The following is a 26,473-nucleotide window of genomic DNA, read 5'->3' as shown; positions in this document are numbered from 1 at the left end:
TGACAACTGAATAGCGTGGAGTAATAGGTGTAAATTGCGTGCAATTTACTTAAAAGGGAAGTCGGTGCAAATCCGACACTGTCCCGCAACTGTAAATGTGAGCGACTTTTCATAGACCACTGTTTAACGACGGGAAGGAGAAAAGTAGCGATGACCATAAGTCAGGATACCTGCCTATTATGAGTACACACCAAAACCCTACGAGGAATAGGAGGTGGCATGTTGACAAAACAGAATGCTCTGTTCGTCACTGTACGTCAAACGCCCAAGATAAAAGAAGGTATTTGCTATCAAGCTAATTCTTTCATATTTGGGCATTGTTTGACATTATATGATGAACGAAAAAGATAGAATGAAGGATTTCCTCGCTTAATAGGAAATCCTTTTTTTATGATGACTTCCGTTTTGAAAATATGTACGAAAAGAGGATGCACGTATGACGAATATTCATGTATGTACAGCACAGCAATCGCATTATTTAGATATGAAAATTTGTAAGCAGCCACGCACTGAAATTACTAAAAAAGCTACAACAAGAATGGTTATAGAATCACTTGTCGATCAATTAATAGCTAGCAATCTTATTAGTAACGAACGATTATTTGAGCAAATTTTATATAACAAAGATATTATTTGGATTCAAAATGAAAATATTAATGGGCACCTTTTTGCAAAGGAGAATATAACAGATCAGCTTAAAACAAAAACAAATAGCTTTATGATGTATATGCCGACAAATCCAATTGTCTATGAGGTGAATGGCGAGCATTATCATTTAATTACACGCATTGATTCAACTCGTGCAAAACCAAATTTAGAGCGACTATCCCAAGCTCCTAAGCCAATATTAAGTGCTGCCCGGGTCAATGATTTATTGTGCTCGATAGTAATGCGCTTTTATGAAACATATTTAGAGGATCTATCACAGGTAGCTCATAAAAACAAACAACTGATTAATTTTGTAGAGCGCGAGTATCATCAATTTTTAGAAGCTGTGAAAGAATTAAATGAATATCATTTAAACTGGCACCCACGTGGTAAAGGTCATGAACTATTGCTGGAATTAATTGATAATTTACAACTTTTGAAAAGTCGACCTGGCAAGGTTTTAATTGATTTTTCTAATTCCCATAGCTACGTTGTTGTGGACCCTTCACATCGCATTTTCAAGCAGTCACAGAAAACAGTACAAGCTTTGTGAATTAAAATCGTGCTGGGTGAAGATGGATACCTGCGGAAGGAGTGCGAATACCCGCGGAAGAGAGTGGAATACCCGCGGAAGGAAGGCAAATATCCGCGGAAGAGAGTGGACTACCAGCGAAGGGAATGCAAAACCCGCGCGAAGTCGAAGCCCCGTGGAAGCAGACCAAATACCCGCGCGGACAGAATACCCGCGGAAGGAGAGTAAATACCCGCGCGGAGCCAGAATACCCGCGGAAGGAGAGCGAATACCCGCGAAAGGGAGTGGAATACCCGCGGAAGGAAGGCGAATACCCGCGAAAGGAGTGCGAATACCCGCGGAAGGAAGGAAAATACCCGCGCGAAGCCAGAATACCCGCGGAAGGAGAGTAAATACCCGCGCGGAGCCAGAATACCCGCGGAAGGAAGGTAAATATCCGCGGAAGAGAGTGGAATACCCGCGGAAGGAAGGCGAATACCCGCGGAAGGAGAGCGAATACCCGCGAAAGGAGAGCGAATACCTGCGGAAGGAAGGCAAATACCCGCGGAAGGAGAGTAAATACCCGCGCGGAGCCAGAATACCCGCGAAAGGAGAGCGAATACCCGCGGAAGGAGGACAAATACCCGCGAAGGGAATGCAAAACCCGCGCGAAGTCGAAGCCCCGTAGAAGCAGACCAAATACCCGCGCGGACAGAATACCCGCGGAAGGAGAGTAAATACCCGCGCGGAGCCAGAATACCCGCGGAAGCAGAGCGAATACCCGCGAAGGGAATGCAAAACCAGCGCGAAGTCGAAGCCCCATGGAAGCGAAAGATCAACCGCGATGGCATAGTAAATCATTACGAAACATAAAAAACAGGACATGATTTTGATAAAACAAATCAAAATCATGTCCTGCTTTTATGAATTCAGTCAATACAATGCATCGCCGCTTGCGCTTCATGCCATGGAACGGAGTAGCCCTTGCCTTTTGCACAAAAAATACTAGAAGATGTATATTCGGGATCGGCATTCTTGTCGTAGCCAATTTGTGCAATAATGTCTTCTGTATTGTGACACACATCATAGCCATCAAATTGTAGAGAAAGTACGCCCTTACCATTGGTGTAGGCGGCAAAGGTTGTACTGTAGCTCATAAATGTTGCGACAGGGGCACGACCAGTTATAATCGCATCATGTTCAGTTAAGATTGGTGCGTCAAATGTACCAGCAGCTTGTTGAATATCGGTCATCATGCGGCCGATAAAATCACTAGGTGCTTTTAGCTTAAAGTGGTAATATGGCTCAAGTAATACATTTTCTGCTTGCTCCAGCCCTTGCCGTAATGCTCGGAATGTTGCTTCTCGGAAGTCGCCACCATCTGTATGTTTAATATGTGCGCGTCCTGTTAAGAGAGTGAAGCGAACATCTGTCACGGGGAATCCGGTTAACAGCCCATGGTGATCGCGCTCGAATAAATGTTTTTCAATGAGTCGTTGATGTCCAACCGATAAATCATCCGCATGACATGCATTGACAAATGTATTGCCAATACCGCGTGTATTTGGCTCCATCAATAAATGTACTTCTGCATAATGCTTTAATGGCTCGAAATGACCATAGCCTGTCACCGTTGTTGCGATCGTTTCCATATATAAAATCTGTGGTTCGCTAAATGAAATGTCTAGCGAGAAGCGTTTGTTCAGCACGTCGATAAGAACTTCGAGTTGGATGACACCCATAATATGTACATGAATTTCTTGAAATTTTTCATGCCATAGCACACGTAATGATGGTTCTTCTGCTTCAAGTGTGCGGAAAATTTTTAAAACTTCCTTTATGTGCTGATCGCCCGTATATTGTACTTTTGCCTGCAAAGTTGGTATTAACTCATAGGGCTGCAGGTTACCTGAATACCCAATGATATCGCCGATGTTTGCTTCGCTAATCCCTTTTACTGCGAAAATCTCCCCAGCCTCGACCTCTTGAACTGTTACATAACGGCTGCCATTGTATAGCCGAATCTCAGTCACTTTTTCTGTCACATCACCAAATGAAAACTCATCACGCACATGTAACGTTCCTTGCAATGCCTTGATAAAAGTTACGCGTTGATGCCCATCATGACGAATTTTAAACACTTCACCTTGGAACGGTGCATTGTTATTAAAATGTGTCTCTGTAAGTAGGGGGAGCTGTGCTAAGAATTCCTTTATCCCAATATCTTTTAAGGCAGAGCCAGTAAAACATAAAAAGGCTTTTTCCTGTTTAATCATCGTATGTAAATGAGTAAGGCAGCTAGAGCTATCCAAAGTCTCATTAAGAAAATCATCGAGAAGCTTTTCGTCACGTTCAGCAAGCCACTCCATCATGTGAGTTGAAACATAGTCTGAACGGAGCGGTTCATCTACGAATAGGACATTCTCAGAGCAATCCTTTTGAAGCTGTGCCATAACGGCTTCAACATCTGCCCCTTCACGGTCAATTTTGTTGATAAAGAAGAAGGTAGGGACGTGATATTGGCGTAAAAGTTGCCATACTGTTTCCGTATGACCTTGCAGCCCTTCAACCGCACTAACAATAATTATGGCATAATCCATAACCCGAATGGCACGTTCCATCTCTGGAGAGAAATCTACGTGACCGGGTGTATCGATTAACGTATATGTATCATTCCCAATCGTCATGCGACCTTGCTCTGCAAAAATGGTAATGCCTCGCTGACGCTCCAGCTCATGATTATCTAGAAATGTGTCCTGGTGATCCACTCGTCCACGGGCTTGAATACTGTTTGTATGAAAAAGTAACTGCTCGGAAAATGTTGTTTTTCCTGCATCCACGTGAGCAAGTACCCCAATTGTTACATGCATAAAAAATCCTCGTTTCTATTCATTCATTTATCAATATTGTAACAGAATTACCCTACAAGATTACGAGTAAATATAAATGACTGTGCTATGCCTGTTATATTGGGAAAAGATTACTTCGATGTCTATTTAGGGGTAGTACCATAGGTGCGAAAGCACAAGCTGGGACTTTGTTGTGTATTGCAACCTGATTTGGCGTTGTAACTTTACATGGAGTGGAGGGCATGATAGCCTCATGTAGCAAAAGCCAGCTCTTCATATAGCTGGTTTCTTGGCTCATTACTCATGCCCTCAGAGTCTTCATGTCAAGTTGCAACATTGTGTAAATGCAATTGCAAAACTATGTATTTTTTCTTTGCAAAATACATTTGTTCGCAAAAAGGGTAGGAGTGGGACATATTGAAGGCATCTTTAAGCAAATTATTAGTCTCAATAAAGAACATTCTCGCCCGAATGAACCTTATTATAAATATTACCGCAGAAAAAAATGGCTGATTATAAGACCTAAACTGAGACATCAAGGGAGTGATTTCCATTCCGACTGGTGGGATGTACGCTTAGCCCGCGGAATTAAGTTTTTTTGCATGATCATTAAAGGTAGGAGCTTTGACATTTATCATAAAAGTACTGTTGAAATTGGTTTTCACAATAGATGAAAAGTCTTTAATCTCGTTCCGCATACTTTCCTTCATTTTGATGCTGATTTTCTAAATATGAATAATATGCTTGAATGACTTTACCGTTTTCAACTTTATATACATAAAGTACTGTTGGTTCGTCATCAAATTTCACTTTTATTCGGTATCCAAATGATGTAGTTAACAATTCTTCTTTGTCAAAACTAATTCCCCAAGATGCATTAGGGTATTTCTTTTCTAAATGTTCTTCAACCATTTGAGTATATTTATCATATGTTGCGTTCTGTATATGTGGACGAACAGTTAGGAATATTGCATAGCTTATAAGGATAATCACGATAAAGCTATACAAAATTTTTTTACCTCTTTTTCTAAAAAAGAATGAAATTACAAAAAAGAAATAAATAGATCCAATCACAAAAAATAATTCTATCGCTTTTATAGCCAAAAAACCACTCTCCTAATCAAATCCATTTTAATAAGATTTTTCTATTATAGCTTATATAATATACAATCACCCCAAAAAGTTGAGGTTAATAAAAGTGCTCTCTTTTTTTGAAGAAAGACTAACGAGAGTTATGGAAAAGATTCTTTATCTTGTAAATCAGGTTCACGCTCAATTTCCTCCAAGATTTTCGCGCGTCTATGCAATAGATGACCATTAGAGGGAAAATTCGCATACCATTCCAATGATTGTGTTTCATTTTTATTCTGGGTCATCGCATATTCTTTTAGCAATACGCGATTAGATTTCCTCTTGTTCTATTTTCTGATTTTTCTAAAAATTAATGACAATTTGACTATGCCATGATATGGTAGTTAAGAAAACGTTTTCGTAAAACGTTTTCTTAAGAGGGATCTTATTAGTAATAGTAGGTGAAGATTATGAAACGATGGACGATTAAAGACATTGCGAAACAAGCGGGTGTTTCCATTACTACTGTTTCGCGAGTGTTGAATCAAAAAGAGGAGGGAATGTCCCTAAAGACACGAGAAAAGGTACTTAAGGTTATGGAGGAGGTAGATTTCCAGCCTAACCAATTTGCACGTGGTCTAGTTACGAAGCGATCGAAGATATTTGGATTAATTATTCCGAATATTTCTAATCCATATTTTCCTGAATTATGTCGGGGGGTGGAAGATGAAGCGAATGAAAGAGAATATAGCTTAATTATCTGTAATTCTGATGATCAATCTGATAAAGAAAAGCGATATTTACGATTATTAGAGGAACAGCAGGTAGATGGTATCATTTTTTCGGCAAAAGACTATTTGGAGCCATCGGATGAAGAGCAATTATCACGTGCAAAAATTCCTTTTGTTCTCGTTGATAGGGGAAAGAATGAAAAAAAACATTCCAGTGTTTATATAGATAATGATAAAGGTGGATATTTAGCAGGGAAACATTTAATAGAACTGGGGCATAGAAAGATAGCATGCATGATTGGACCAAGGTCTATTTCTTTGTCTAATGAACGTTTAGCAGGTTTCAAAAGAGCGTTGTCAGAATCAGGTGTTGAACTTTTACCAGCACATATTATTGAAGGGGATTTTCAGATGGAAATGGCGTACCAAAAGTCCAAAGACCTCCTTATGAAAAAAGAAGTGACGGCTATATTTGCCTTTAATGATGTTATGGCATTCGGTATTTACCGAATGGCTCACGAGCTTGGCATTCATATACCAAAGGATTTATCCATCATAGGCTTTGACGACATTCCGCTAGTGTCCGCATTAATACCTAATCTTACTACAATTCGTCAGGATACTTATCTTATGGGGAGGGAGGCTGTAAAACTATTAATACAAAAGCTTGAAAATAACGAAACGACATCTGTTATGTTTAATCCGACTCTGGTAGTACGTGAAAGCACTACATCACCAAATCTATTATTTAAACATCAAGAAATGTAGTTGAACTAAAGGAGTGAATTTGATGAAAAAAATACCAGTAATTATTGATTGTGACCCGGGTATCGACGATGTAATGGCGCTATTATTAGCATTTTCTCGAGAAGAACTGGATATAAAATTAATTACAACAGAACCAGGAAATCAAACACAAGATAAAACGATTTACAATGCTAGAGCATTCACAAGCTACATGAAACAAAATATTGAAATCGCAAGAGGATTAGAAGAACCTATTTTCCGTAAACTTGAGGTTGCTGATGATGTTCATGGAGAAAGTGGATTAGGAGAAGTCATTTTCCCGGAGCCGGACTTACTTGAAAGTGATAGAACAGCCATAAATGCTTTAATAAATGTTTTAACTGATAGTGAGGAACCGATTGTTTTAATCGCAACTGGCCCACTTACAAATATCGGAGCATTGCTGCTTGCTCATCCAGAAGTAAAAGAAAAAATCAGCTATATTTCCTATATGGGTGGTGCAGCAATAGCTGGCAATATGAGTCCTTTTGCAGAATTTAATGTATATGTTGATCCACATGCAGCCGATATCGTTTTTCGTTCAGGAATTCCTATTACCATGAGCGGACTTGATGTTACTCATAAAGCGTATGTCAATATGGAAGAATTACATCAAATTGAAAGTATGGGGACAGATTTATCACAAAAAATTGGTGCAATGCTTCGCTTCTATATTCAAAATGCAAAAAATAATGATTTCCAAGAAACTGATTTTGAAAATGGGTTTCGTTTGCATGATCTTTGTGCTGTGTCATATGTTGTCACGCCAGAACTTTTTGAAGGAGAAGATTGCTTTGTAGCGGTTGAGACAGAAGGGCGTCATACTGCTGGTGCGACCGTCGTAGATTACATGCACCGTTCTGGAGAACCTCATAATGTAAAAGTATTGCACTCGGTCAATCGTGAAGCCTTTGTTAATCAATTTATGGAAGCGGTTGCAAAAATGGGCGGTCAAATCAGTCAATAATTAAAAAAGGTGGGAAACCAAGATGAAACGTAGTTTTAAAGATGACTTTAATATGATGTCTATGCTTCTTATTCCAATTGGTGTAGCAGTGAACATTGTCGGTTTTCAAATTGCTAACGTTTTAAGGCTCCCTATTTTTCTTGATACGATTGGAACCATATTAATCGGGGTCGTTGCTGGTCCTTGGGTTGCTTTACTTGCTGGTTTAATTACAAACCTTATAAATGGTATTTTCAATCCTACGTATTTTCCATATGCCATTACATCGGTGGCAATTGGGCTAGGTGTAGGATACTTATCTAAAAGAGGAATGTTTAAAAATATTCCTAAAACGATTATTTCCGGTATTATGATTACATTTATTGCTGTTATTGTATCCGCTCCAATTACTGTGTTAGTTTTTGGTGGAGCTACTGGAAATACATCGTCCCTTCTTACCGCTACCCTTCTTGCTTCAGGACAAGAAATTTGGAGTGCCGTATTTGCATCATCCTTTATCTTTGAAATTGCTGACAAAGTAGTATCGGCTCTAATCGTTTACTTTATTGTAAGAAAAATGTCTGATCGTTATTTATCAAAAATGAATTACGGGACTCTTTATATGAAACGTGAAGGCCGATAATTGAACTCTTTTCGTTTCAGTTGAGCGGAATGATGTACTTTTTCTAAGGAGGGTTCGTCGTGCAGAAAAATTTCTTTCAGCAGCTGCATCCAATGACTAAGTTCTTCTTTGCATTACTTGTAGTAGCTGCCGTTCTTATTATTCCCGGGTTTATATTGTCATTTCTAGTTTTCCCAATTTTACTTCTTATAGCAGCCGCTGCAGGCATTGTGAAAGAATTTTTAGGAACTGTCATGAAGGCTTTGTTATTTTTACTAATCATCATTTTCTTCATGCAACTATTTTTCTATCCAGGTGATCATGTGATGGAACAATGGGGGATATTTAAGTGGACGGAGGAAGGCTTGAATTATGGATTAACGCTTACGTCTCGTATTCTAGCGATGGGTTCGGCCTTTATATTATTCTTCCGTTTGACAGATGTTCGTGACTTTGTAAAATCGCTAGAAGACGCAGGCCTCCCTCCAATAGGAGCTTATGTTGTTTTAGCAACATTGCAAATTATTCCTGAAATGCGACGCCAGGCGAACACAATTATGGATGCCCAAAAAACACGCGGGGTAGAAACGGAAGGATCCATATTAACGAGAGCGAAAGCATTTATCCCAACCTTAACTCCTCTCATTTTATCATCTATATCAAGTACAGAAGAACGAGCAATTACTTTAGAATCGAGAGCATTTTCTGCTCCAACAAAGAAGACTAGCTTGCATAAACTGACAAAAAGTACAGCTGATCGAATTCTACCATTCGTCTACATGATTATTTTAATAGGATTGGTGTTATGGAGGATATTCATATGAATTCTATCATTGACATAAAAAATGTTTCATATCGTTATCCAGTTAGTGATGATTGGAATATAAAAAATGCATCTTTTACAATCGAAAAGGGTAAATTTACAGCCATTATTGGTAATAACGGTTCCGGTAAAACGACTCTTTGTAATATCATACGAGGATTCATTCCACACTTTTATAAAGGAGACCTTGAAGGGGACGTTATTGTCGATAATAAAAGAATAGTAGAATACCAATTAGGTCAATTAGGAGAAAAAATTGGATATGTCTTTCAAAATCCTTTCATCCAAGTATCAGGAGTAAAAGATACTGTCTTTGACGAAGTAGCGTTTGGGCTCGAAAATTTGGGTGTAGAAGAAAATGAAATTATAGGCAAAGTAAATGAAATATTAAAGCTTATTAAAATTGAGCATTTACGAGAAAAACATCCAATGGGGCTTTCGGGTGGGCAACGTCAACGTGTTGCACTTGCTTCCATCATCGTCATGAATCCCGATATTCTTGTCATTGACGAGCCAACATCTCAGTTAGACCCAATTGGTACGGAGCATGTATTTGATATCATACGTCTCATGAAAGAACAGGGAAAAACTATTATCCTAGTAGAACATAAAATGGACTTAATTGCTGAATATGCGGACAATTTAATTGTCCTCAACGATGGAGAAATTGTTTTACAAGGTCCGACGCGAGAAGTTTTTGCGGACCCACGATATGGAGAATATAACATTCAATATCCTCATGTAACCGAGGTCGCTCTAAATTTACAAAAAGATGGTGTTCATTTAAAATTTGTTCCAATTCGCGATGAGGAATTACCTGAAAGCATAAGTTGGGCTAGTGTAGGGGAGAGTGCTTATGACTGAACTTCAACTGAAAAACGTAAGTTTCGCTTATCCCGATGGAACAAAAGCATTAGAAAATTTGACACTTACTGTTCCTGCTGGTCAACGTCTAGCGATTATTGGACAAAATGGGGCCGGAAAAACAACCGCAGTAAAATTGATGAACGGACTTTTAAAGCCAACTGACGGTGAGGTATATGTTGGGGATTGGAATACAAAAGAGTATACGACTGCTCAAGTATCTCGAAAGGTTGGCTATGTATTTCAAAACCCGGACGATCAAATTTTCCACAATAATGTGGAATTAGAAGTACAGTTTGGACCAAAAAATATGGGCTTTGATCCAGAACGTGTAGCAATGCTAACGGATTGGGCTATGGAATTATGCGGAATTAGTAATGTTTCACAAGAAAAACCTTATAATCTCCCGTATTCCGTACGTAAATTTGTTACCATTGCGTCCGTTTTGGCGATGGATTCCGATGTGATTATTTTAGATGAGCCAACAGCTGGACAGGACCGGATTGGATTAGATTTATTAAGTAAGCTTTTAGACGAATTGGAGACAAAGGGAAAGACTGTTATTGCGATTACCCACGATATGGAATTTGTCACGGATTATTTCTCCCGAATTGTTGTAATGGCAAATCGTAGGATTATTGCAGATGATGTTTCGGAACATATTTTTTATAATCATGCGATATTAGAAGAAAGTATGCTGAAGCCTCCTGCAGTTGCTAAAATGGCCAACATATTGGGCTTGGAGAAAGGTGTTTTGACAAAAGGCCAATTATTATCCGTAGTTAAGAAAAGAGATTTTATGAAAGGATGATAGCTGGCATGGATATTTCATTAGTCGGGAGCATTAATATAGATCTTGTGTATCGTGTTCCTTATATTGTAAAGAATGGTGAAACGCTTCATAGTGCGTCTCATAGTGTTCATTTCGGTGGAAAGGGTTCTAACCAAGCTGTAACAGCAAGTCGGCTAGGAGCAAATGTTCATTTTATTGGAAAAGTAGGCAAAGATGATTTCGGGGAACAAGCGATTAACAATTTAAAAGATAGAGGCGTTTATATTGATGCCGTTCAAAAGGAAGGAGCTACTGGGCAAGCAATTATCCAAGTGACAGATGCAGGTGATAATGCGATCGTGTTGTTTCCTGGTGCAAACTTTTTAGTTACTTCTAAACAAATTGAACAGGAAGCTGCTATCATTTCTTCAAGTAAGGTACTCCTACTACAGCTTGAAATACCGCTTGATGCAGTTGAAAAGGCAGTGGAAATCGCATCTCAACATGGAAAAATCATCATCCTTAATCCAGCACCATCTCAAAAATTACCAGATTCTTTATTAAAGAACATTACATTTTTAACGCCGAATGAAACAGAGCTTGCGCAGATAACGGGTATTGAAACGACAACGGAAGAAGATATTCGCTCCGCATGTAAGTTATTGCTAGATAAAGGAGTCGGCACGGTAATCGTTACACTTGGATCTAGTGGCTCCTTTTATATGACTCAGGAAGAATACGGTTGGGTTCAAGCGTTGAGCGTTGACACGTTCGATACAACTGGTGCGGGAGATGCATTTAATGGAGCTTTGGCAGTAGGATTATGCAGGGGTGATTCGCTTCGAAGTTCGATTAGTTTTGCCACGAAAGTTGCCGCTTATGTCGTTACTCAAATGGGCGCACAACCACTTATCCCAGCTTCAATCTTAAAATAAATTATATCCGTAGCTCTTCGCCATTATTGCGGAGCAGCTACGATTTTTTTTTACCTTTACCGTTGGAATTCTATCCTCTCTCGGATAAAAAAACAATTTCTCCTAAAAAGCAGGAATAATACTTAGGGTGTCGAAATATTGTACTATGTAATGAAATTTCAACACAAAGGGGATTTAAAATATGACTTTGAAACAAGGGATTCAACCAGAAGATCTATATCAATTAAAATCAGTGGCAGATCCACAAGTATCACCTGATGGAACAGAAGTTGTGTATGTAGAGACTCATATTGATGAGAAGAAAAAGGACTACGTGTCTAATTTATTTTACATAAACTTGAATGAAAAAAAACCTCAACAATGGACATTTGGGGAAGATAAAACGAATTCACCTGTTTGGTCTCCAGATGGCAGTAAAATCGCATTTGTATCAACGAGAAATGGCAAGCCACAAATTTTTGTGCTTTCTAAAGCAGGTGGGGAAGCGAAACAAGTTACTAATTGTAAAAACGGTGCGACGTCGCCTGTTTGGTCTCCTTGTGGAGAGAAAATTGCCTTCTCTGTCAAGCTTGGTAAAGATGAAAATATTGAGGATAAAGCTGAGAAGAATCAAAAAGAAGAAAAAGAACTAAAACCACTTGAAATTGAAAAGATGAAACATAAATCAGATGCAGCTGGGTTTATGGATATGGAGCAATTTTCTCAAATTGCTATTGTTCATCTTGAATCAGGAGAATTAGAGCTAGTTACGGAGGGGAAACATAATTTACAGCTTGGTAAATGGTCTCCAGACGGAAAATATCTTTCTTACATTGCTGACTTATCAGAGGATCTAGATTTTTCATTCGTGGTTGATATTTACTTATTGGACTTAGAAACGAAACATGGTCGCAAACTCACGGAAGGAACAGGGGTGTTTTACCAACTTTCATGGTCCCCGAATAGCCGCTACGTAGCTTATGTTGGAAGTGAAAGAGAATTTGAAAATGCAACACAAGCAAAGCTATGGATTTATGATTTGGAAAATAACATTACGACATGTGTAACGAGTGAATTTGACGCGCCGGTCGGTGATTTTGTTGTCGGAGATTTCCTTCAAGGTGTTGTCCCGCCGTGTGTCCAATGGTTAGAGGATAATAAAAGCTTTTACTTCCAAGTGACAGATCACGGAAATACTGCGATTTATTTTGGTAATCTTTCCGGAGAATTATATCCAGCCATTAATGATGATCAATACGTATATGGTTTTTCGCTTGATCAAAAAAATGATAAAGCGGTAGTCGCAATCAGCACTACTACAAATCCTGGCGATCTATTTTACGTGAATTTAAATACTGGTGATAAGGAACAGCTTACGAAAGTGAATGAAGAATTTTTAAAGACAAGAAAATTGTCTGTTCCAGAAGCAGTTGAATATGAAGGGGCAGATGGCTGGAAAGTAAGCGGCTGGATGATGAAGCCTATTGGCTATGAAGAAAGGAAGAAATATCCACTTATTCTTGAAATCCATGGCGGTCCGCATGCTATGTATGCCAACTCATATTTTAACGAATTCCAAATCCTTGCTGCACAAGGTTATGCGGTTCTCTTTACGAATCCTCGCGGAAGCCATGGATACGGTCAAAAATTTGTTGATGCAGTTCGTGGTGATTATGGTGGCAATGATTATAATGATCTCATGGCTGCTGTGGATTTTGCATTGGAGCATTATGATTTTATTGACAAAGACCGTCTGGGAGTTACAGGTGGGAGCTATGGCGGCTTCATGACAAACTGGATTGTCGGACATACAAATCGCTTTAAAGCAGCTGTTACGCAACGTTGTATTTCTAACTGGATTAGCTTTTACGGCGTAAGTGATATTGGCTATTACTTCAATGACTGGCAAATCCAAGCGGGACTAGACGATATTGAAAAGCTATGGAATCATTCACCACTTAAATATGTAGACAATGTGGAGACGCCACTGTTAATTTTACACAGCGAAAAAGACTATCGCTGTCCGATTGAACAAGCAGAGCAATTATTTATTGCCTTAAAACATCGTAAAAAAGAAACTAAATTTGTTCGCTTCCCTGAATCCAATCACGAACTTTCTAGGAGCGGAAAACCAACGTTAAGAATCAATAGACTAGAATATATTAGAGATTGGTTTGTGAAATATCTATAAAATAAATATAGGTGGCAAAAGAAGTGAAAATACTTCTTTTGTCACCTATTATTTTTACATAACAAAAGCTGTTTTCGTAAAGATTGTTGCTCTTCAACTAACGGCGCATGTTCGTTGAAGAAGGAATTAAAAACTTAAATCTTCAAAGGAACATCTTTGGCGCAAAGAGTAAAGGCAAATCCATAGACGATTTCCTAAATAATTTTAAAATTTTTGAACGAAATGAAGCAACGCTCCGTCTAATGGAGGAAGGAGGCGAAAAGGATGGAATTTGAAATCGTGCAGCGTGCTATTCGTGGGGATCATCAAGCGATACTTTCACTTATTGAAATGGATGAAGATATTTTATATCGCATGGCTTTTACATATCTGAAAAATGAGCAAGACGCTTTAGACGTGATGCAGGACCTAGTTTACAAGGCACTGAAAAAAATGCATACCGTTAAACAGCACGAATATGCCAGAACATGGCTCGTGCGTGTCTTAATCAATTGTTGTAAAGACCATTTACGAAAACGTCAACCAACTATTTCAATACAAGAACATCACCAAGTTGAATGGGTCATCTACTCTGATATGGAACGGTTATTGGAACATTTATCCTTGTCGGAGCAGCAGCTTGTCTATATGAAATATTTTCAGCAACTAAAAAACAAAGAAATTGCCGAGCTAAATCAAATTCCGGAGGGTACTGTAAAGTCTAAGCTTCATCACATACTAAAGAAGCTTAGAAACTTCGCTGGAGAAAAGGAGGACTGGCTATGAGTAAACTACCGATTGACGTTCCAAAGGAAAAACTTCGACAAGTTAGGATGGATATGTCTCGTAAAGTTCAACGAGAAAAAAGAGTAAAGAAACGCATTGTTCCGGTTGCAATAGCTTGTTTGTTTTGCTTAGGTGTTTTATTTTCAATTCGTATTTCTCCTACGATTGCTAGTCAAGCTGCAAAAATACCAGGCTTTCAAGCAATTGTATCTGCGGTTGTAAGAGATAAAGGGATAAAAGATATTGTGGACAATGACTACTATGAAGAAATCAATGCGACGCAGTCTAAAAATGGTCTATCGCTTACATTGCAAGGCGTGATTGCAGATAATTCGGGATTAGTACTTTACTATGACGCCGATGCCTCTTTTGATATGTCGGAATTACACTTGGAGGAAGTTCATTTGTTCCAAGGGGACAAAGAAATTGAAGGGGGTTCATTTACAAATCATCAATCACATCAAACACGCATCTCTTCTTCAGTAGACTATAGTTTTTCAGAGCCTTTCGCTTATACTTCAAAGGATTTTAAAGCGGTTTTTCGTTTTTATGAAAAAGATAAGGGGAACATTGAAATTACGATACCGTTTTCACTACAAAACGAAATTGCAAAGGAAAAAATTATTACCGCGAATCGTATTGTAAATGTCGGTGGTCAGAAATTTACGATTACACAAATTCACCGTACTCCATTAAAAATGGCACTCGATATTGAATTAGATGAAGCGAATGCGATGCAAATTTTATCGCTTGAAAATATTGCGGTCGAGACGGAAAATGGGGAGCGAAGAGAAGAAGGCGATAAAAAGGGCATGTATATAGGCAGAAATATTCGCGACGGCAAATTCACACTAAATTTACAAAGTAACTATTTCCATGATTCAGATTCACTCAAAATATTAATTGGGGCTGTTCATGCCGTTCCAAAGGGCGAGGATTTTATCGAAGTTGATTTTGGCACAAAAGAAGTACTCACGAAGCCCAAATATTTGGATTGGGATATTTCTGTAACGGAGCAAGGTGTATCAGTTGCTGCAAAGAAATGGGATGATAGAGTGCGACATTCGTTTTTAAATAGTGCTGAAAAAGAAGATGGCGCACCGTTAGAATTTACAGGTGGCTCGTACTCAGATGATAAGCAGTGCCTATATGCGACGGAGAACTTTGAAAATTATAATGGCAAAGCAAAAATATATTTAAACTATTACTTTAATCCTATCGGAAAAAATATTGAAGTGAATATTCCATTGAAATAAAGTAAAGATGTTCAAAAAGGCTCTCTTTTTTGAACATCTTTTTAATTTTTTTATACTTGTGGTAATATTCCAGTGCTGTTACAACTGTTTCTTCTTCAAAAGAACATATGAAAGAATTGACAGATATAGACTATTCAAAGTTAGCTAGTAAAGAAGATTTCTTTGCAACTGGTTCAACCCAAAAAAGGAAAAATTTTTCAGCTAAAGGGCTCATTTTTTGAGTAAGATGGGGTCTTTTTGTATAAACAATACAATTGATGGATTGAGTTTATAATGATTTATAAAATAAGATTGTGAAGTATTGTACTTAAAGTAACGGGAGCTTTACTTTAATAAGGGCTAGAGCCATTTTCTTCTTAGACTACAAAGCAGGTTAGTATAATAAGGTCTGTAAATTTAAAGAAGCTTTTTCTACCCTTGTTAAAATGGATTTTTAGATTGTTGAAGGGATGATTATGTGCCGAAAATATCAAAGTTGAGTATTGAAAAACAAGTACGTGAGGGTTATCCAGGGAAAATCGTCTTTGCAAATTTTTTAATTGATGGAATACCATTAAATAATCCTAAAGAAATTGATAAGGATTATGTTTCTTGCATAGGATGGGGTCCAAAAGAATTTCAACAAGATCAAATTGATAGGTTACTATTAAAAGGAAAATCGGATTTTGAAAATAATAGAAATTCATTATATATTTGTCCTTGTTCGGATTTAGGTTGCGGTGCTGTTTCATTAAAAATTAAAAGAAGTTCAAAAGATGACAAAATTATCATTTGGTATAAATTTGGTTTTGAAGATAATCTTGAGTATAGTAAAGGGAAATTTAAGAATTATTACGGAATTGGACCTTTTTATTTTGATTGGGATCAATATAAAGAGACTATTGAAAGTTCCTTGCTTTTAACACGGTTGTAATGGGTATTCAAAACTACTGTTCCTATTCACGCCTAACGTTGCCGAGTTAATCTCAATTTCTCACAGGACATTTGTAATTATACTACCAAAGGTAGACACAAAATCCATCGCAATCAACGAGCGATTCCTAAAAAAATCCTCACTTATGTGATGAAACAATTTATTCCACAACGCTCCATTGAATATAATGATAATCGCATTAGTCGGTTTATTGCTCAATACGGAAAGTGTGCTGTAACTGGTGTCTCACTTGGCTTTGATGGTTGGCACTGTCACCATATAACACCGTACTATTTAACACAGGATGATTCCTATGGCAATTTAATGATTATCCATGAATCAATCCATAGACTAATCCACTAAGTTAGAAACTCAGTAAAGGCAATTATTTTGGATGGGGAAAAAATATTATTAACTAAAAACCAAGATGACGAGGGGTATTTTTTTCTTTGTCCTGGTGGAAGGGCAAGAACATGGTGAAACATTCCATACCACTTTAAAAAGAGAGTGTATTGAAGAAATTGGACTTAATATAGATATCAAAGAATTATTACATATCAGGGAGTATATAGGAAAAAATCATGAATACGCTGAATTTGATTTTGATGTTCATCAAATAGAATATTAATTTTTATGTCAGCTAAGTAGAACTGAAACTCCAATAAAACCAACAAATCCTGATAATCATCAGGTAGGTGTTGAGTGGATTCGTATTGAGGATTTATTAAATTACAGGCTATACCCAAAGGAGTTAAGAAATATATAATTGGATATTTAAATGGTGAAAATTCACCAATTTATCTTGGAGATATAAATTAACTTGTTATTAACAAGGTCTTTAGTAGAAGATCATTAAGGGAACGGGGTGCTTTAGTTACATATTCGATATTCGAAATATCAAACCAAAAAACAGAGTTGATTCTACACTTTTTGTAGAGTAACTCTGTTTTTATGTTTTAACACCAACAATCTTTTAGATAATATCCTTATCAAAAGAAGTATTAAGGTGAAGGAACTAAATCATCTGAAACATCTTTTAGAGAACTAGGCTATTCATTAATTATTCCATAATACACTAAATCCTCATATTTACCGTCTTTAATAATATGTTCCTTTAATATTCCTTCTTGTTTCATGCCAATCTTCTCCATTACTTTTCCTGAAGCAGGGTTCGTAGAAAAATATCGGGCAAACACTTTGTGCAGTTTCTTTTCCTCAAAAGCAAATTGTACAATCGATTGCGCCGCCTCCGTGGCATAGCCTTTTCCCCAATACTCCTCGCCAATCCAATAGGCTATTTCACCTTGATTAAATCGTTTATTGTTCGATAAGGCAATGGCTCCGTATAATTCGCCAGTTTCCTTATTTGTAACTGCAAATTCGTACGAAATATCCTGCGTAAAATTATCGTAATGACGTTCCATCCATGATAATGCATCATTTAAACTATATGGATAAGGTAGGTACATGGTGCTTTTATAAATATTATAGTTGTTGCATAGCTTTGTTACCGTTTCTGCATCGGATGTTTGAAATAATCTAAGAACGAGTCTTTCTGTAGTAATCATTAACTTTTCACGAACATATCCCATTCAATCATCTCCTTTATCACTTTGTAAAATGACACTCGACATAGCGTAGGGTTGATTTCCGTTGCGACTTGACGCCTTTGTTGCTGCCGCTAGCTTTCGCACAGAAAACATTTTTTGCTGCCGCTACGCTTTCACACAGAGCTAAGCTTCCTGGGGCGACCACTGGGCCACTGGGCTCCAATCAACTCTTATACATGGCGTACATTTAAAAACATCAACACTAATTTTTGGGATGAGATGATTCCTATTGTATAACAAAAGGAAAATTCTAACAATAAAAAGGGGATCAACATATTTCTCTCAAACAAAAAGACAGAATCACCAGGAAGTGATTCTGTCTAGGGTTATTTAGTTGAGTTTTTTAATAAAAACAACCTTTAAGTAATTGAATTCTGGATATTCACGTGGGGCACGGAAATCCTTTGGTAAGCTGTATTCTTCAACAATTTTATAGGCTGTTTTAGTTTCTTTAAAGGCTTGGTCAATAAAGCTCTTGAACTTTTTCATACCAAAGCTTGCATTGTTCGTTGAAGCAACAATGATACCGTTCTTCTCCGTAATGGCGATTGTATCTACGAGTAATTTAGGATAGTCTTTCGCAGTGGAGAACGTTCTTTCTTTCGTACGTGCAAAGCTAGGGGGATCTAAAACGACAAGGTCAAATTTTAAATTATGGCGCTGTGCATATTTAAAATAGTTAAAGACATCCATTACTTTAATATCCTGTGATTCGTAGTCGATGTTATTGACGCTAAATTGCTCAATTGTTTTGGCTAAACTACGCTTTGCAACATCTACACTTGTTGTTTTTATTGCTCCTCCAAGTGCAGCCGCGACAGAAAATGCCCCAGTATATGAGAATGTATTTAACATATTTTTACTGTCTGAATAACGTTCACGGATTGCAAGTCGCACTTCTCGTTGATCAAGGAAAATACCTGTCATAGCTCCATCGTTTAAATTGACAGCGTAATTCATATTATTTTCCGATACGATAATTGGGAATTCGCCAGGCGTTCCCATGACAAAATCGTCCTGTTCCATATATTGGCCTTTCGTATCGAAACGTTTTTTCTCATAAATGGCCTTGTAGTTTACAGTCTCTGCAAGGGCTTCATATACTTCTTCTTTAAATGAATAAATGCCGGCGCTATACCAGCTCACCATATAGTAAGAATTGAAAAAGTCGATAGTTAAACCGCCAATGCCATCACCTTCGCCATTAAAGATTCGGAAGGCTGTTGTGTGAGGATTGTTGAAAAATGCTTCTCGATTTTGAATAGCTTTTTTTAATTTTTTTATAAAAAAGGCTTGGTCTATTTTTTCGTTAGCATCAGTCGTTAGTACCCAACCAATACCTTTGTTTTGTAAGCCATAGTATCCTGTACCAATAAAACGGTTATGACTATCCATAAGTCTCAGTAGTGCACCTTCCTCTTTTGGAAGATGACGAGCATCAACTGCATCTTTCGAAATGAGAGGATAGCCTTTTTTTAATTGATCAGAAAAGGGATTGTTAATTTGTAAAGCAATAGTTTGTGTCATGTTGTCATCCTTTAAAAAACGTTTTGCTCTATTATCGCACTATTTTATGTGGATAGACAAACTTATTTCACGAAATTAGCAATTTTTTCAGCAGTTTCAATGGTCGCTTGTTCAAAAAAATCCATTTTACTAAAGTAGCTATGGATTAAGCCAGGCATGTTTACATGTTCAACAGTCACTCCTGCATCTGTAAGCTTTTGTGCGTATGAAAGACCTTCATCGTAAAGGACATCCGCCTCTGCAGCTATAATGATTGTTTTCGGTAAAACACTTAAGTCATCAATCTGAAGTGGGGATACAAGTGGCTCCATATAGTTTTCTTTATCTGTATAATGACCTGCAAACCACTGCATGCCTTGTTTGTCTAAGCCAAAGTGGTCGCCGTAAGCATTGTAAGAAGCCGTTGTAAAATCTACATTGACTACAGGATAAATAAGTGCCTGCGCCTTAATCGCTGGTCCGTTTAATGTTGCAGCTAAGTAGGCGACCACTGTTGCTAAATTTCCGCCTGCGCTATCACCAGCGACTGTAAGATTTGCTTTATCTCCACCGAAATTTTCGATGTTTTCGAAAACCCACATGAAACTGTCATAGGCATCGTAGAGCGGTGTAGGGAATGGATATTCTGGTGCTAGGCGATAATCAACCGATACAACGATTGCTTGCGCTTTTTCTGCTAATAGCTGACAGCCCGCATCCGTAGAGTCACAATTTCCAAATACCCAACCGCCTCCATGATAATACATAATGACAGGAAGTTTTTTGTTTAAAACAGGTCTGTAAATGCGCACATTAATTTGTGCTCCATCTCGAACTGTTATTTTTTTATTGTCAATTGCCGCAAGCTGAGGGCTATTTGGTGACGTCCATTTTGGCACTAATCGAACGGCTCTCGCTTCTTGTGGTGTTAAATCATAGTACTGTTTCTTAGAATCACTTGCTTTTATATAACGGACTGCTTCATCTCTTAATTTTGTCATCTTCATCAATCCTTTAAATTTCTTTTGTTAATCTCATTATAAACTATTCTTATAAAATTACTAGGATTTAATATTGAATAAGAAAATAAATTACTATCTAAGCAGAAATAATCTGATTTTAAAGTAAAATTATGTTTATAATATAATGGACGAAAGTATTTGGAGGGACAATATGATTTCTTTAATTGTGGCACATGATACTAATTATGTGATTGGCTATGAAAATGGCATGCCATGGCATTTGCCTGGAGATTTAAAATATTTTAAGGAGAAAACGATGGGGAAGCCAATGATTATGGGTCGAAAAACATTCGAATCCATCGGTAGACCGCTTCCTGGTCGACGTAATATTGTAATTACGCGTGATGAAAACTATCAAGCGGATGGGATTGAAGTGGTGACAAGTTTAGAGGGTGCCCTCGCCCTTGCTGGGGATGTCCCAGAAATTATGATTATTGGCGGCGAGCAAATTTTCCGCTTATCCATGGATATCGCGGATCGCTTGTACATTACAAAAATCAATCATTCGTTTAATGGGGATACATACTTCCCGAATTATGAGCAGGATTTTGTACAAGTATCCTCAGTGGAGCCAGAAACAGCACCAGAGGGTTACACATTCCAATATGAGATTTTTGAACGCAAGAACTAAATAAAATAGCAACAAAAAAGCACGGTGTTGAATGACCGTGCTTTTTTGGCATTATTAAAAACATAGGTAAAGGTATTTAGGAATATTTGTAGAATAAGTGTCGCCATAAAGTGGGGTTGGTATCTATTCCGACAGAGCGGGATAAATTCCATAAGTCTATCGTCGTGTAAATTTTCCGACAAGTTTGTTTTACCCGGCCAAAGGATAGAGCTATCAGAGCGACGGAAAACAATCGAGCGACGGAAAGAGTCATTGGAGCGACGGAAAGAAACGCCGAAGCGACGGAAAGACTCATCGAAACGACGGAAGAACAATCGAGTGACGGAAAGAGTCATCAGAGCGACGGAAAGAAATGTCGAAGCGACGGAAAGAGTCATTGAAGCGACGGAAAGACTCATCGAAACGACGGAAGATCAATCGAGCGACGGAAAGAAACGCCGAAGCGACGGAAAGACTCATCGAAACGACGGAAGAACAATCGAGCGACGGAAAAAGTCATTGGAGCGACGGAAAGACTCATCGAAACGACGGAAGAACAATCGAGCGACGGAAAGAGTCATTGGAGCGACGGAAAGACTCATCGAAACGACGGAAGAACAATCGAGCGACGGAAAGACTCATCGAAACGACGGAAGAACAATCGAGTGACGGAAAGAGTCATCAGAGCGACGGAAAGAAACGCCGAAGCGACGGAAAGACTCATCGGAACGACGGAAGAACAATCGGGCGACGGAAAGACTCATCGGAACGACGGAAGAACAATCGGGCGACGGAAAGAAACGCCGAAGCGACGGAAAGACCCATCGAAGCGACAGAAGAACAATCAAGCGACGGAAAGAAACGCCGAAGCGACGGAAAGAGTCATCAGAGCGACGGAAAGAAACGCCGAAGCGACGGAAGAACAATCGAGCGACGGAAAGAGTCATTGGAGCGACGGAAAGAGTCATCAGAGCGACGGAAAGAAACGCCGAAGCGACGGAAAGACCCATCGAAACGACGGAAGAACAATCGAGCGACGGAAAGAGTCATTGGAGCGACGGAAAGAAATGTCGAAGCGACGGAAAGACTCATCGAAACGACGGAAGATCAATCGAGCGACGGAAAGAAACGCCGAAGCGACGGAAAGACTCATCGAAACGACGGAAGAACAATCGAGCGACGGAAAGAGTCATTGGAGCGACGGAAAGACTCATCGAAACGACGGAAGAACAATCGAGCGACGGAAAGAGTCATTGGAGCGACGGAAAGACTCATCGAAACGACGGAAGAACAATCAAGCGACGGAAAGAGTCGTCTGAGCGACGGAAAGAAACGCCGAAGCGACGGAAAGACCCACCGAAACGACGGAAGAACAATCAAGCGACGGAAAGAGTCGTCTGAGCGACGGAAAGAAACGCCGAAGCGACGGAAAGATTCATCGAAACGACGGAAGAACAATCGAGCGACGGATAGAATCGTCGAAGTGCCGGATTGATCTCGAGAGCTTCGGATGGGCCGCTTCGCTTGCTCTCTGGGAATTTATCTAAGACTATTGGGACCCTATAACGAAAAAATCGCTCCTTTGTATAAGAGAGCGATTTTTTATATTTATAAGTAAAAATAAACACAAGCATACATCGAGCCACAACCAGCTAACACAAATAGATGCCAAATCGTATGGTTGTATGGAAGCGAACGCCATGCGTAAAAGATAGCTCCAATCGTATAGAAAAGCCCACCTGCTAACAGTAAAGCAAAGCCATGAAAACCTAAGAACAGATATACGGGTTTAACAGCAAAAATAATCAGCCAGCCCATACCGATATAAAAAATTAAAGAAAGTTTCTCAAATCGATTAATAAAAAAACATTTAAAAATAACGCCTAGTATGGCCAGTGACCAAATTATACATAATAAAGTAATGCCTAGCGTGCCACCAACTGCAATTAAAAGGAAAGGTGTATACGTTCCGGCAATTAAAATATAAATTGAAGAATGATCAAGAATGGCAAAAAAATGTTTGTATTTTTCTGGCATGCTATGTAGCAGAGTTGACATTAAAAATAAAACAATCACAGAGGCACCAAAAATAGTAAACGTTGTAATTTGGAGTGCACTACCGGTTTGTACAGCTGCTAAAATAAGAACAACTAGTGCTGGAATACTTGCGATAAATCCAATGCCATGTGTAATGGCATTCCACAATTCTTCCTTCCAGGTTTTATAGTCAAAAGAATCAATCATATCGAACACTCCTTTCGTGTATACATTTACTATACCCCAATAATTTTCATCCTGGTATTTACATTTGTCATGTTTTCGACATCAAAAGTGTCATATAAATGTTGGAATGCATGGGGACATTGTTAGACAAGGGCTCAACAAAGCGCTATAGTATCCAAGGTAGCGGTTTCAAAATGGACTGAAATGAATGAAACCTAATGACAAATGTCATGTTTACATAATGATTCATTAGTCTATATAATAAATTTTAATGAAGTAAAAGGATGTGTCGAAGTGGGACGAATTCATATAGTAACGGACTCAACTTGTGATTTAACAAAGGAAGAAGTAGCGCAGCATGGTATACATATTGTGCCTCTAACAATTCAAATTGATGATAAAACTTATATAGATGGTATTGATTTAGAGCCACAACCTTTTTTAAGTTTAATGAAGAATGCTAAAAACTTACCGAAAAGTTCACAGCCTGCACCGGGAAAATTTAAAGAATTATACGATGAGCTAGGTAAAGACGGAGATCAAATTATTTCAATTCATATGACAGGTAGCATGAGCGGAACAGTAGAATCAGCTCGTCAGGCAGCTCAAATGTCAGATTCCGATGTAACTGTGATCGATTCACGTTTTATTACTACAGGTCTAGCAATTCAAATTCGAGAGGCTATTAAAATGTGCGATGCAGGTGCTACTGTAGAGGAAATTATTAAACGTCTTGAGAAAGTGCGCGATAATACGTATTTATATGTTATTGTCGACACACTTGAAAATTTAATTAAAGGCGGACGAATTGGGAAAGGTACTGGCTTTATCGGTTCTTTGCTGAACATAAAAGTTATTGCAAACTTAGAAGGTGGCGCATACAATCCCGTATCCAAAGTACGCAGCCATAAACAGGTTGTGAACTACTTATTTAAACAATTCCAAGCTGACACTGCTGGAAAAACAGTAAAAACAGTTGGAATTTCTCACGCTGAGGGTATGACAACAATGGGTGGACCTTTAAAAGAATTAATCGAGGGAACAGGTTTTAATGGAGTAGAAATTAACTTTACTTCACCAATCATCTCGACACATACTGGCCCAGGTGCAATCGGTTTTATTTATTTTGCAGAATAATTTAAGAGAGCTACTACATAAATAAATGTAGTGGCTTTTTATTGTTGAGAAGTGCCATGCCTATTTATACGATAAACCGTTGTAAACACACATTTTTACTTAATACCTAGGTATAGTCACTTTTCATTGCAGTATGAACTATTCTATAATAGAAGTAAGCAAATGATGGAAGGTGGTCAAATGAGCATTTGGCGAATGATAGTTTTGTCATGTTTGACCGTCTTAGTACTAAGTGGTTGTGCAATATCAATAGATGAACCGAATCCGCAAGCAGAACCAGAAGGGGAGCACGCAGGGACGGAGCAAGATATGAAACAGGATGAGCAACAAACAGAAAATGAGGAAAAAACCTCAAAGAATGTATTGACGCAAATTTTTGAACATTTTTTTGAGCCATCACCAGAGGATTTACGGGAAATTGATGATAAAAGCGCAAAGCAACTACAGTACCTAGCACTCGGTGATTCTTTGACGGCCGGTGTTGGTGATGAGTATAGTAAAGACGGTTTTGTTGGAAGATTAGCAGATTCATTGGTTGCTTGGCCCTCGATTTCAGATGTTGAAGTCGATAATCGAGGAAAAAGGGGAAGACGTAGTGATCAGCTATTAAAATTAGTGGAAAAAGGGCATTATGATGAAGAGTTGCAAAAAGCACAGCTCATTTCAATTACTATGGGTGGAAATGATGTCATGAAGGTTGTCAAACAGGATCTGTTTAATTTGAAACGAGATGCTTTTGATAAGGAATTGAAGGCATATAAGAAACGCTATAGTAAAATTATTGAAGGCATCCGAGCAAAAAATCCAACCGTGCCTTTATTACTTATCGGTTTTTATAATCCATTCTCAATCGTGACAAATGAAGCGAATGAATTTGATACGATTATTACGGAGTGGAATAAAGTCATTGATGACATAGCCAAGAAAGATAATAATGCGTGCTATATCTCAGTGGAGGACTTGTTTGATTCAAATAAAGAGCTCGTTTATCATACGGATTTCTTCCACCCAAATGCAAAAGGCTATGACAAAATGAATGAGCGAATTTTAAAAGCAATGGAGAAATGTAACATGGAACAAAAGATTAACAAGGAAATAGGCTTCGAGGAGTGACGAAATGAATAAATGGAAATTCGCATTTTTTGCCTTAGCAGGCACAGTGCTTTTTGCAATCCTCCTCGTCGTTTTTTTAGTAACTAGACCAGTAGACGGAGTAAATGTAGCAGAGAGTTCAAAAGGTGAAAGTGAAGTAAAAGGAAATGTACTCGTTGTCCAAACAACAACGAAGGAATTAGAATCTATCTCGAAGAAATATTTAAAAGATGCTGGGTCACCATTACCGTTGGACTTTACGATTGGAGATGATATTCAATTAAAAAGTACACTTAAGGTGTTCTACACAGAAATCCCCATTTCCATGAACTTCGATCCGATAGTGGATGAGAAAGGGAATATCATTTTAAAACAGACTGGAATGAATGTTGGGCTGTTAAATATTCCACCTGAGACAACGATGAAAATTATGCGAGACACGGTGGAATTCCCTTCTTGGATTTCAATCGATCCTAGTAAGGCAGAAATCTATATTGACTTATCGCGCATTAACATTGCTTCAGGATCTCGTATTAAAGCAAAGGAATTAGACTTACCAAAAGATAAGATTTTACTGGAAATTATTGTTCCTGGTGAATAAGGAGTGAGAT

The 26,473-nt window shown here is 38.3% G+C and carries 33 protein-coding genes and 1 riboswitch; of the genes, 21 read left to right on the top strand and 12 right to left on the bottom strand.

Going from position 1 to position 26,473, the window contains the following annotated elements; translation table 11 throughout:
* The first annotated feature begins 8 nt into the window (after nt 1–8).
* Nucleotides 9–192: riboswitch (cobalamin riboswitch) on the top strand.
* A 30-nt stretch (nt 193–222) separates the two neighbouring features.
* From ACYQ73_RS07930 to ACYQ73_RS07915, 4 genes are all read left to right on the top strand, one after another.
* Nucleotides 223–351 carry a hypothetical protein gene (locus ACYQ73_RS07930; RefSeq protein ID WP_460011979.1) on the top strand — a complete coding sequence of 43 codons (129 nt, stop codon included), beginning with the start codon at nt 223–225 and terminating at the stop codon, nt 349–351.
* 85 nt (nt 352–436) lie between these two features.
* Nucleotides 437–1,201, top strand: a complete 765-nt coding sequence (locus ACYQ73_RS07925; protein ID WP_460011978.1) for a hypothetical protein — start codon at nt 437–439, stop codon at nt 1,199–1,201.
* Between the two features lie 41 nt (nt 1,202–1,242).
* On the top strand, nt 1,243–1,572 hold the full coding sequence (locus ACYQ73_RS07920) for a hypothetical protein (RefSeq protein ID WP_460011977.1): 330 nt from the start codon (nt 1,243–1,245) through the stop codon (nt 1,570–1,572).
* A complete protein-coding gene (locus ACYQ73_RS07915) occupies nt 1,506–1,847 on the top strand; it encodes a hypothetical protein (RefSeq protein WP_460011976.1) in 342 nt (113 codons plus the stop codon). The genes ACYQ73_RS07920 and ACYQ73_RS07915 overlap by 67 nt, the downstream gene beginning before the upstream one ends.
* Nucleotides 1,848–2,088: 241 nt before the next feature.
* On the opposite strand, the gene ACYQ73_RS07910 is transcribed toward ACYQ73_RS07915, so the two are convergent.
* The 3 genes from ACYQ73_RS07910 to ACYQ73_RS07900 form a co-directional block, all read right to left on the bottom strand.
* Entirely contained in the window at nt 2,089–4,029 is a 1,941-nt protein-coding gene (locus ACYQ73_RS07910; protein ID WP_460011975.1) for a GTP-binding protein, read from the bottom strand.
* A 660-nt stretch (nt 4,030–4,689) separates the two neighbouring features.
* Complete coding sequence (locus ACYQ73_RS07905; protein ID WP_460011974.1) at nt 4,690–5,112, bottom strand: hypothetical protein; 423 nt, start codon at nt 5,110–5,112, stop codon at nt 4,690–4,692.
* Between the two features lie 128 nt (nt 5,113–5,240).
* Nucleotides 5,241–5,384, bottom strand: coding sequence for a hypothetical protein (locus ACYQ73_RS07900; RefSeq protein WP_460011973.1), 144 nt, complete (start codon nt 5,382–5,384; stop codon nt 5,241–5,243).
* 165 nt (nt 5,385–5,549) lie between these two features.
* Here ACYQ73_RS07900 and ACYQ73_RS07895 point away from each other — a divergent pair, with 165 nt between their 5' ends.
* From ACYQ73_RS07895 to ACYQ73_RS07835, 13 genes are all read left to right on the top strand, one after another.
* Entirely contained in the window at nt 5,550–6,578 is a 1,029-nt protein-coding gene (locus ACYQ73_RS07895) for a LacI family DNA-binding transcriptional regulator (protein WP_460011972.1), read from the top strand.
* Nucleotides 6,579–6,600: 22 nt separating this feature from the next.
* The gene (locus tag ACYQ73_RS07890) at nt 6,601–7,563 is read left to right on the top strand and encodes a nucleoside hydrolase (protein WP_460011971.1); all 963 of its coding nucleotides are present in this window, start codon (nt 6,601–6,603) and stop codon (nt 7,561–7,563) included.
* A gap of 22 nt (nt 7,564–7,585) precedes the next feature.
* The gene (locus tag ACYQ73_RS07885; protein ID WP_460011970.1) at nt 7,586–8,185 is read left to right on the top strand and encodes an ECF transporter S component; all 600 of its coding nucleotides are present in this window, start codon (nt 7,586–7,588) and stop codon (nt 8,183–8,185) included.
* A gap of 59 nt (nt 8,186–8,244) precedes the next feature.
* Complete coding sequence (locus tag ACYQ73_RS07880; protein WP_460011969.1) at nt 8,245–8,988, top strand: energy-coupling factor transporter transmembrane component T family protein; 744 nt, start codon at nt 8,245–8,247, stop codon at nt 8,986–8,988.
* Nucleotides 8,985–9,851, top strand: coding sequence for an energy-coupling factor ABC transporter ATP-binding protein (locus ACYQ73_RS07875; RefSeq protein ID WP_460011968.1), 867 nt, complete (start codon nt 8,985–8,987; stop codon nt 9,849–9,851). The genes ACYQ73_RS07880 and ACYQ73_RS07875 overlap by 4 nt, the downstream gene beginning before the upstream one ends.
* Entirely contained in the window at nt 9,844–10,662 is an 819-nt protein-coding gene (locus tag ACYQ73_RS07870) for an energy-coupling factor ABC transporter ATP-binding protein (protein WP_460011967.1), read from the top strand. The genes ACYQ73_RS07875 and ACYQ73_RS07870 overlap by 8 nt, the downstream gene beginning before the upstream one ends.
* Nucleotides 10,663–10,670: 8 nt before the next feature.
* The gene (gene rbsK, locus ACYQ73_RS07865; RefSeq protein WP_460011966.1) at nt 10,671–11,558 is read left to right on the top strand and encodes a ribokinase; all 888 of its coding nucleotides are present in this window, start codon (nt 10,671–10,673) and stop codon (nt 11,556–11,558) included.
* 181 nt (nt 11,559–11,739) lie between these two features.
* Nucleotides 11,740–13,728 carry a S9 family peptidase gene (locus ACYQ73_RS07860; RefSeq protein ID WP_460011965.1) on the top strand — a complete coding sequence of 663 codons (1,989 nt, stop codon included), beginning with the start codon at nt 11,740–11,742 and terminating at the stop codon, nt 13,726–13,728.
* Nucleotides 13,729–13,992: 264 nt separating this feature from the next.
* A complete protein-coding gene (locus ACYQ73_RS07855; protein ID WP_427558046.1) occupies nt 13,993–14,493 on the top strand; it encodes a sigma-70 family RNA polymerase sigma factor in 501 nt (166 codons plus the stop codon).
* The gene (locus tag ACYQ73_RS07850; RefSeq protein WP_460011964.1) at nt 14,490–15,749 is read left to right on the top strand and encodes a DUF4179 domain-containing protein; all 1,260 of its coding nucleotides are present in this window, start codon (nt 14,490–14,492) and stop codon (nt 15,747–15,749) included. Before ACYQ73_RS07855 ends, ACYQ73_RS07850 begins: the two co-directional genes overlap by 4 nt.
* Before the next feature lie 475 nt (nt 15,750–16,224).
* Nucleotides 16,225–16,662, top strand: a complete 438-nt coding sequence (locus ACYQ73_RS07845) for a hypothetical protein (RefSeq protein WP_460011963.1) — start codon at nt 16,225–16,227, stop codon at nt 16,660–16,662.
* A gap of 150 nt (nt 16,663–16,812) precedes the next feature.
* Nucleotides 16,813–17,025 (top strand): HNH endonuclease signature motif containing protein, encoded by a 213-nt coding sequence (locus ACYQ73_RS07840; protein ID WP_460011962.1) that lies wholly within the window; start codon nt 16,813–16,815, stop codon nt 17,023–17,025.
* 94 nt (nt 17,026–17,119) lie between these two features.
* Complete coding sequence (locus ACYQ73_RS07835) at nt 17,120–17,290, top strand: NUDIX domain-containing protein (protein ID WP_460011961.1); 171 nt, start codon at nt 17,120–17,122, stop codon at nt 17,288–17,290.
* Between the two features lie 421 nt (nt 17,291–17,711).
* On the opposite strand, the gene ACYQ73_RS07830 is transcribed toward ACYQ73_RS07835, so the two are convergent.
* The 3 genes from ACYQ73_RS07830 to ACYQ73_RS07820 form a co-directional block, all read right to left on the bottom strand.
* Nucleotides 17,712–18,254, bottom strand: coding sequence for a GNAT family N-acetyltransferase (locus ACYQ73_RS07830; protein ID WP_460011960.1), 543 nt, complete (start codon nt 18,252–18,254; stop codon nt 17,712–17,714).
* A gap of 348 nt (nt 18,255–18,602) precedes the next feature.
* A complete protein-coding gene (locus ACYQ73_RS07825) occupies nt 18,603–19,799 on the bottom strand; it encodes a class I SAM-dependent rRNA methyltransferase (protein WP_460011959.1) in 1,197 nt (398 codons plus the stop codon).
* 62 nt (nt 19,800–19,861) lie between these two features.
* Entirely contained in the window at nt 19,862–20,779 is a 918-nt protein-coding gene (locus ACYQ73_RS07820; RefSeq protein WP_460011958.1) for an alpha/beta hydrolase, read from the bottom strand.
* A 172-nt stretch (nt 20,780–20,951) separates the two neighbouring features.
* On the opposite strand from ACYQ73_RS07820, the gene ACYQ73_RS07815 reads away from it, so the two are divergent.
* The gene (locus ACYQ73_RS07815; RefSeq protein ID WP_460011957.1) at nt 20,952–21,431 is read left to right on the top strand and encodes a dihydrofolate reductase; all 480 of its coding nucleotides are present in this window, start codon (nt 20,952–20,954) and stop codon (nt 21,429–21,431) included.
* Here ACYQ73_RS07815 and ACYQ73_RS07810 read toward each other — a convergent pair.
* The 6 genes from ACYQ73_RS07810 to trhA all read right to left on the bottom strand — a co-directional run bounded on the left by ACYQ73_RS07810 (nt 21,428) and on the right by trhA (nt 23,654).
* Nucleotides 21,428–21,808 (bottom strand): hypothetical protein, encoded by a 381-nt coding sequence (locus tag ACYQ73_RS07810; RefSeq protein WP_460011956.1) that lies wholly within the window; start codon nt 21,806–21,808, stop codon nt 21,428–21,430. The genes ACYQ73_RS07815 and ACYQ73_RS07810 overlap by 4 nt on opposite strands.
* Before the next feature lie 17 nt (nt 21,809–21,825).
* Complete coding sequence (locus tag ACYQ73_RS07805) at nt 21,826–21,951, bottom strand: hypothetical protein (RefSeq protein WP_460011955.1); 126 nt, start codon at nt 21,949–21,951, stop codon at nt 21,826–21,828.
* Between the two features lie 97 nt (nt 21,952–22,048).
* Nucleotides 22,049–22,420, bottom strand: coding sequence for a hypothetical protein (locus ACYQ73_RS07800; RefSeq protein ID WP_460011954.1), 372 nt, complete (start codon nt 22,418–22,420; stop codon nt 22,049–22,051).
* On the bottom strand, nt 22,378–22,563 hold the full coding sequence (locus tag ACYQ73_RS07795) for a hypothetical protein (RefSeq protein WP_460011953.1): 186 nt from the start codon (nt 22,561–22,563) through the stop codon (nt 22,378–22,380). The genes ACYQ73_RS07800 and ACYQ73_RS07795 overlap by 43 nt, the downstream gene beginning before the upstream one ends.
* Nucleotides 22,560–22,868, bottom strand: coding sequence for a hypothetical protein (locus tag ACYQ73_RS07790; protein ID WP_460011952.1), 309 nt, complete (start codon nt 22,866–22,868; stop codon nt 22,560–22,562). Before ACYQ73_RS07790 ends, ACYQ73_RS07795 begins: the two co-directional genes overlap by 4 nt.
* 150 nt (nt 22,869–23,018) lie before the next feature.
* Nucleotides 23,019–23,654: a PAQR family membrane homeostasis protein TrhA gene (gene trhA / locus ACYQ73_RS07785; RefSeq protein WP_460011951.1), complete on the bottom strand. Its 636-nt coding sequence runs from the start codon at nt 23,652–23,654 to the stop codon at nt 23,019–23,021.
* A gap of 273 nt (nt 23,655–23,927) precedes the next feature.
* On the opposite strand from trhA, the gene ACYQ73_RS07780 reads away from it, so the two are divergent.
* The 3 genes from ACYQ73_RS07780 (at nt 23,928) to ACYQ73_RS07770 (ending at nt 26,463) form a co-directional block, all read left to right on the top strand.
* Nucleotides 23,928–24,770 carry a DegV family protein gene (locus ACYQ73_RS07780; RefSeq protein ID WP_460011950.1) on the top strand — a complete coding sequence of 281 codons (843 nt, stop codon included), beginning with the start codon at nt 23,928–23,930 and terminating at the stop codon, nt 24,768–24,770.
* A gap of 180 nt (nt 24,771–24,950) precedes the next feature.
* Nucleotides 24,951–25,883, top strand: a complete 933-nt coding sequence (locus tag ACYQ73_RS07775) for a GDSL-type esterase/lipase family protein (protein ID WP_460011949.1) — start codon at nt 24,951–24,953, stop codon at nt 25,881–25,883.
* 4 nt (nt 25,884–25,887) lie between these two features.
* Nucleotides 25,888–26,463, top strand: coding sequence for a YpmS family protein (locus ACYQ73_RS07770; protein ID WP_460011948.1), 576 nt, complete (start codon nt 25,888–25,890; stop codon nt 26,461–26,463).
* Nucleotides 26,464–26,473: the final 10 nt, after the last annotated feature.

This window comes from Lysinibacillus sp. CTST325 (assembly GCF_054665055.1).
Note: the sequence above shows the minus strand (reverse complement) of the source record. Positions and strands in the feature narration are given on the sequence as shown.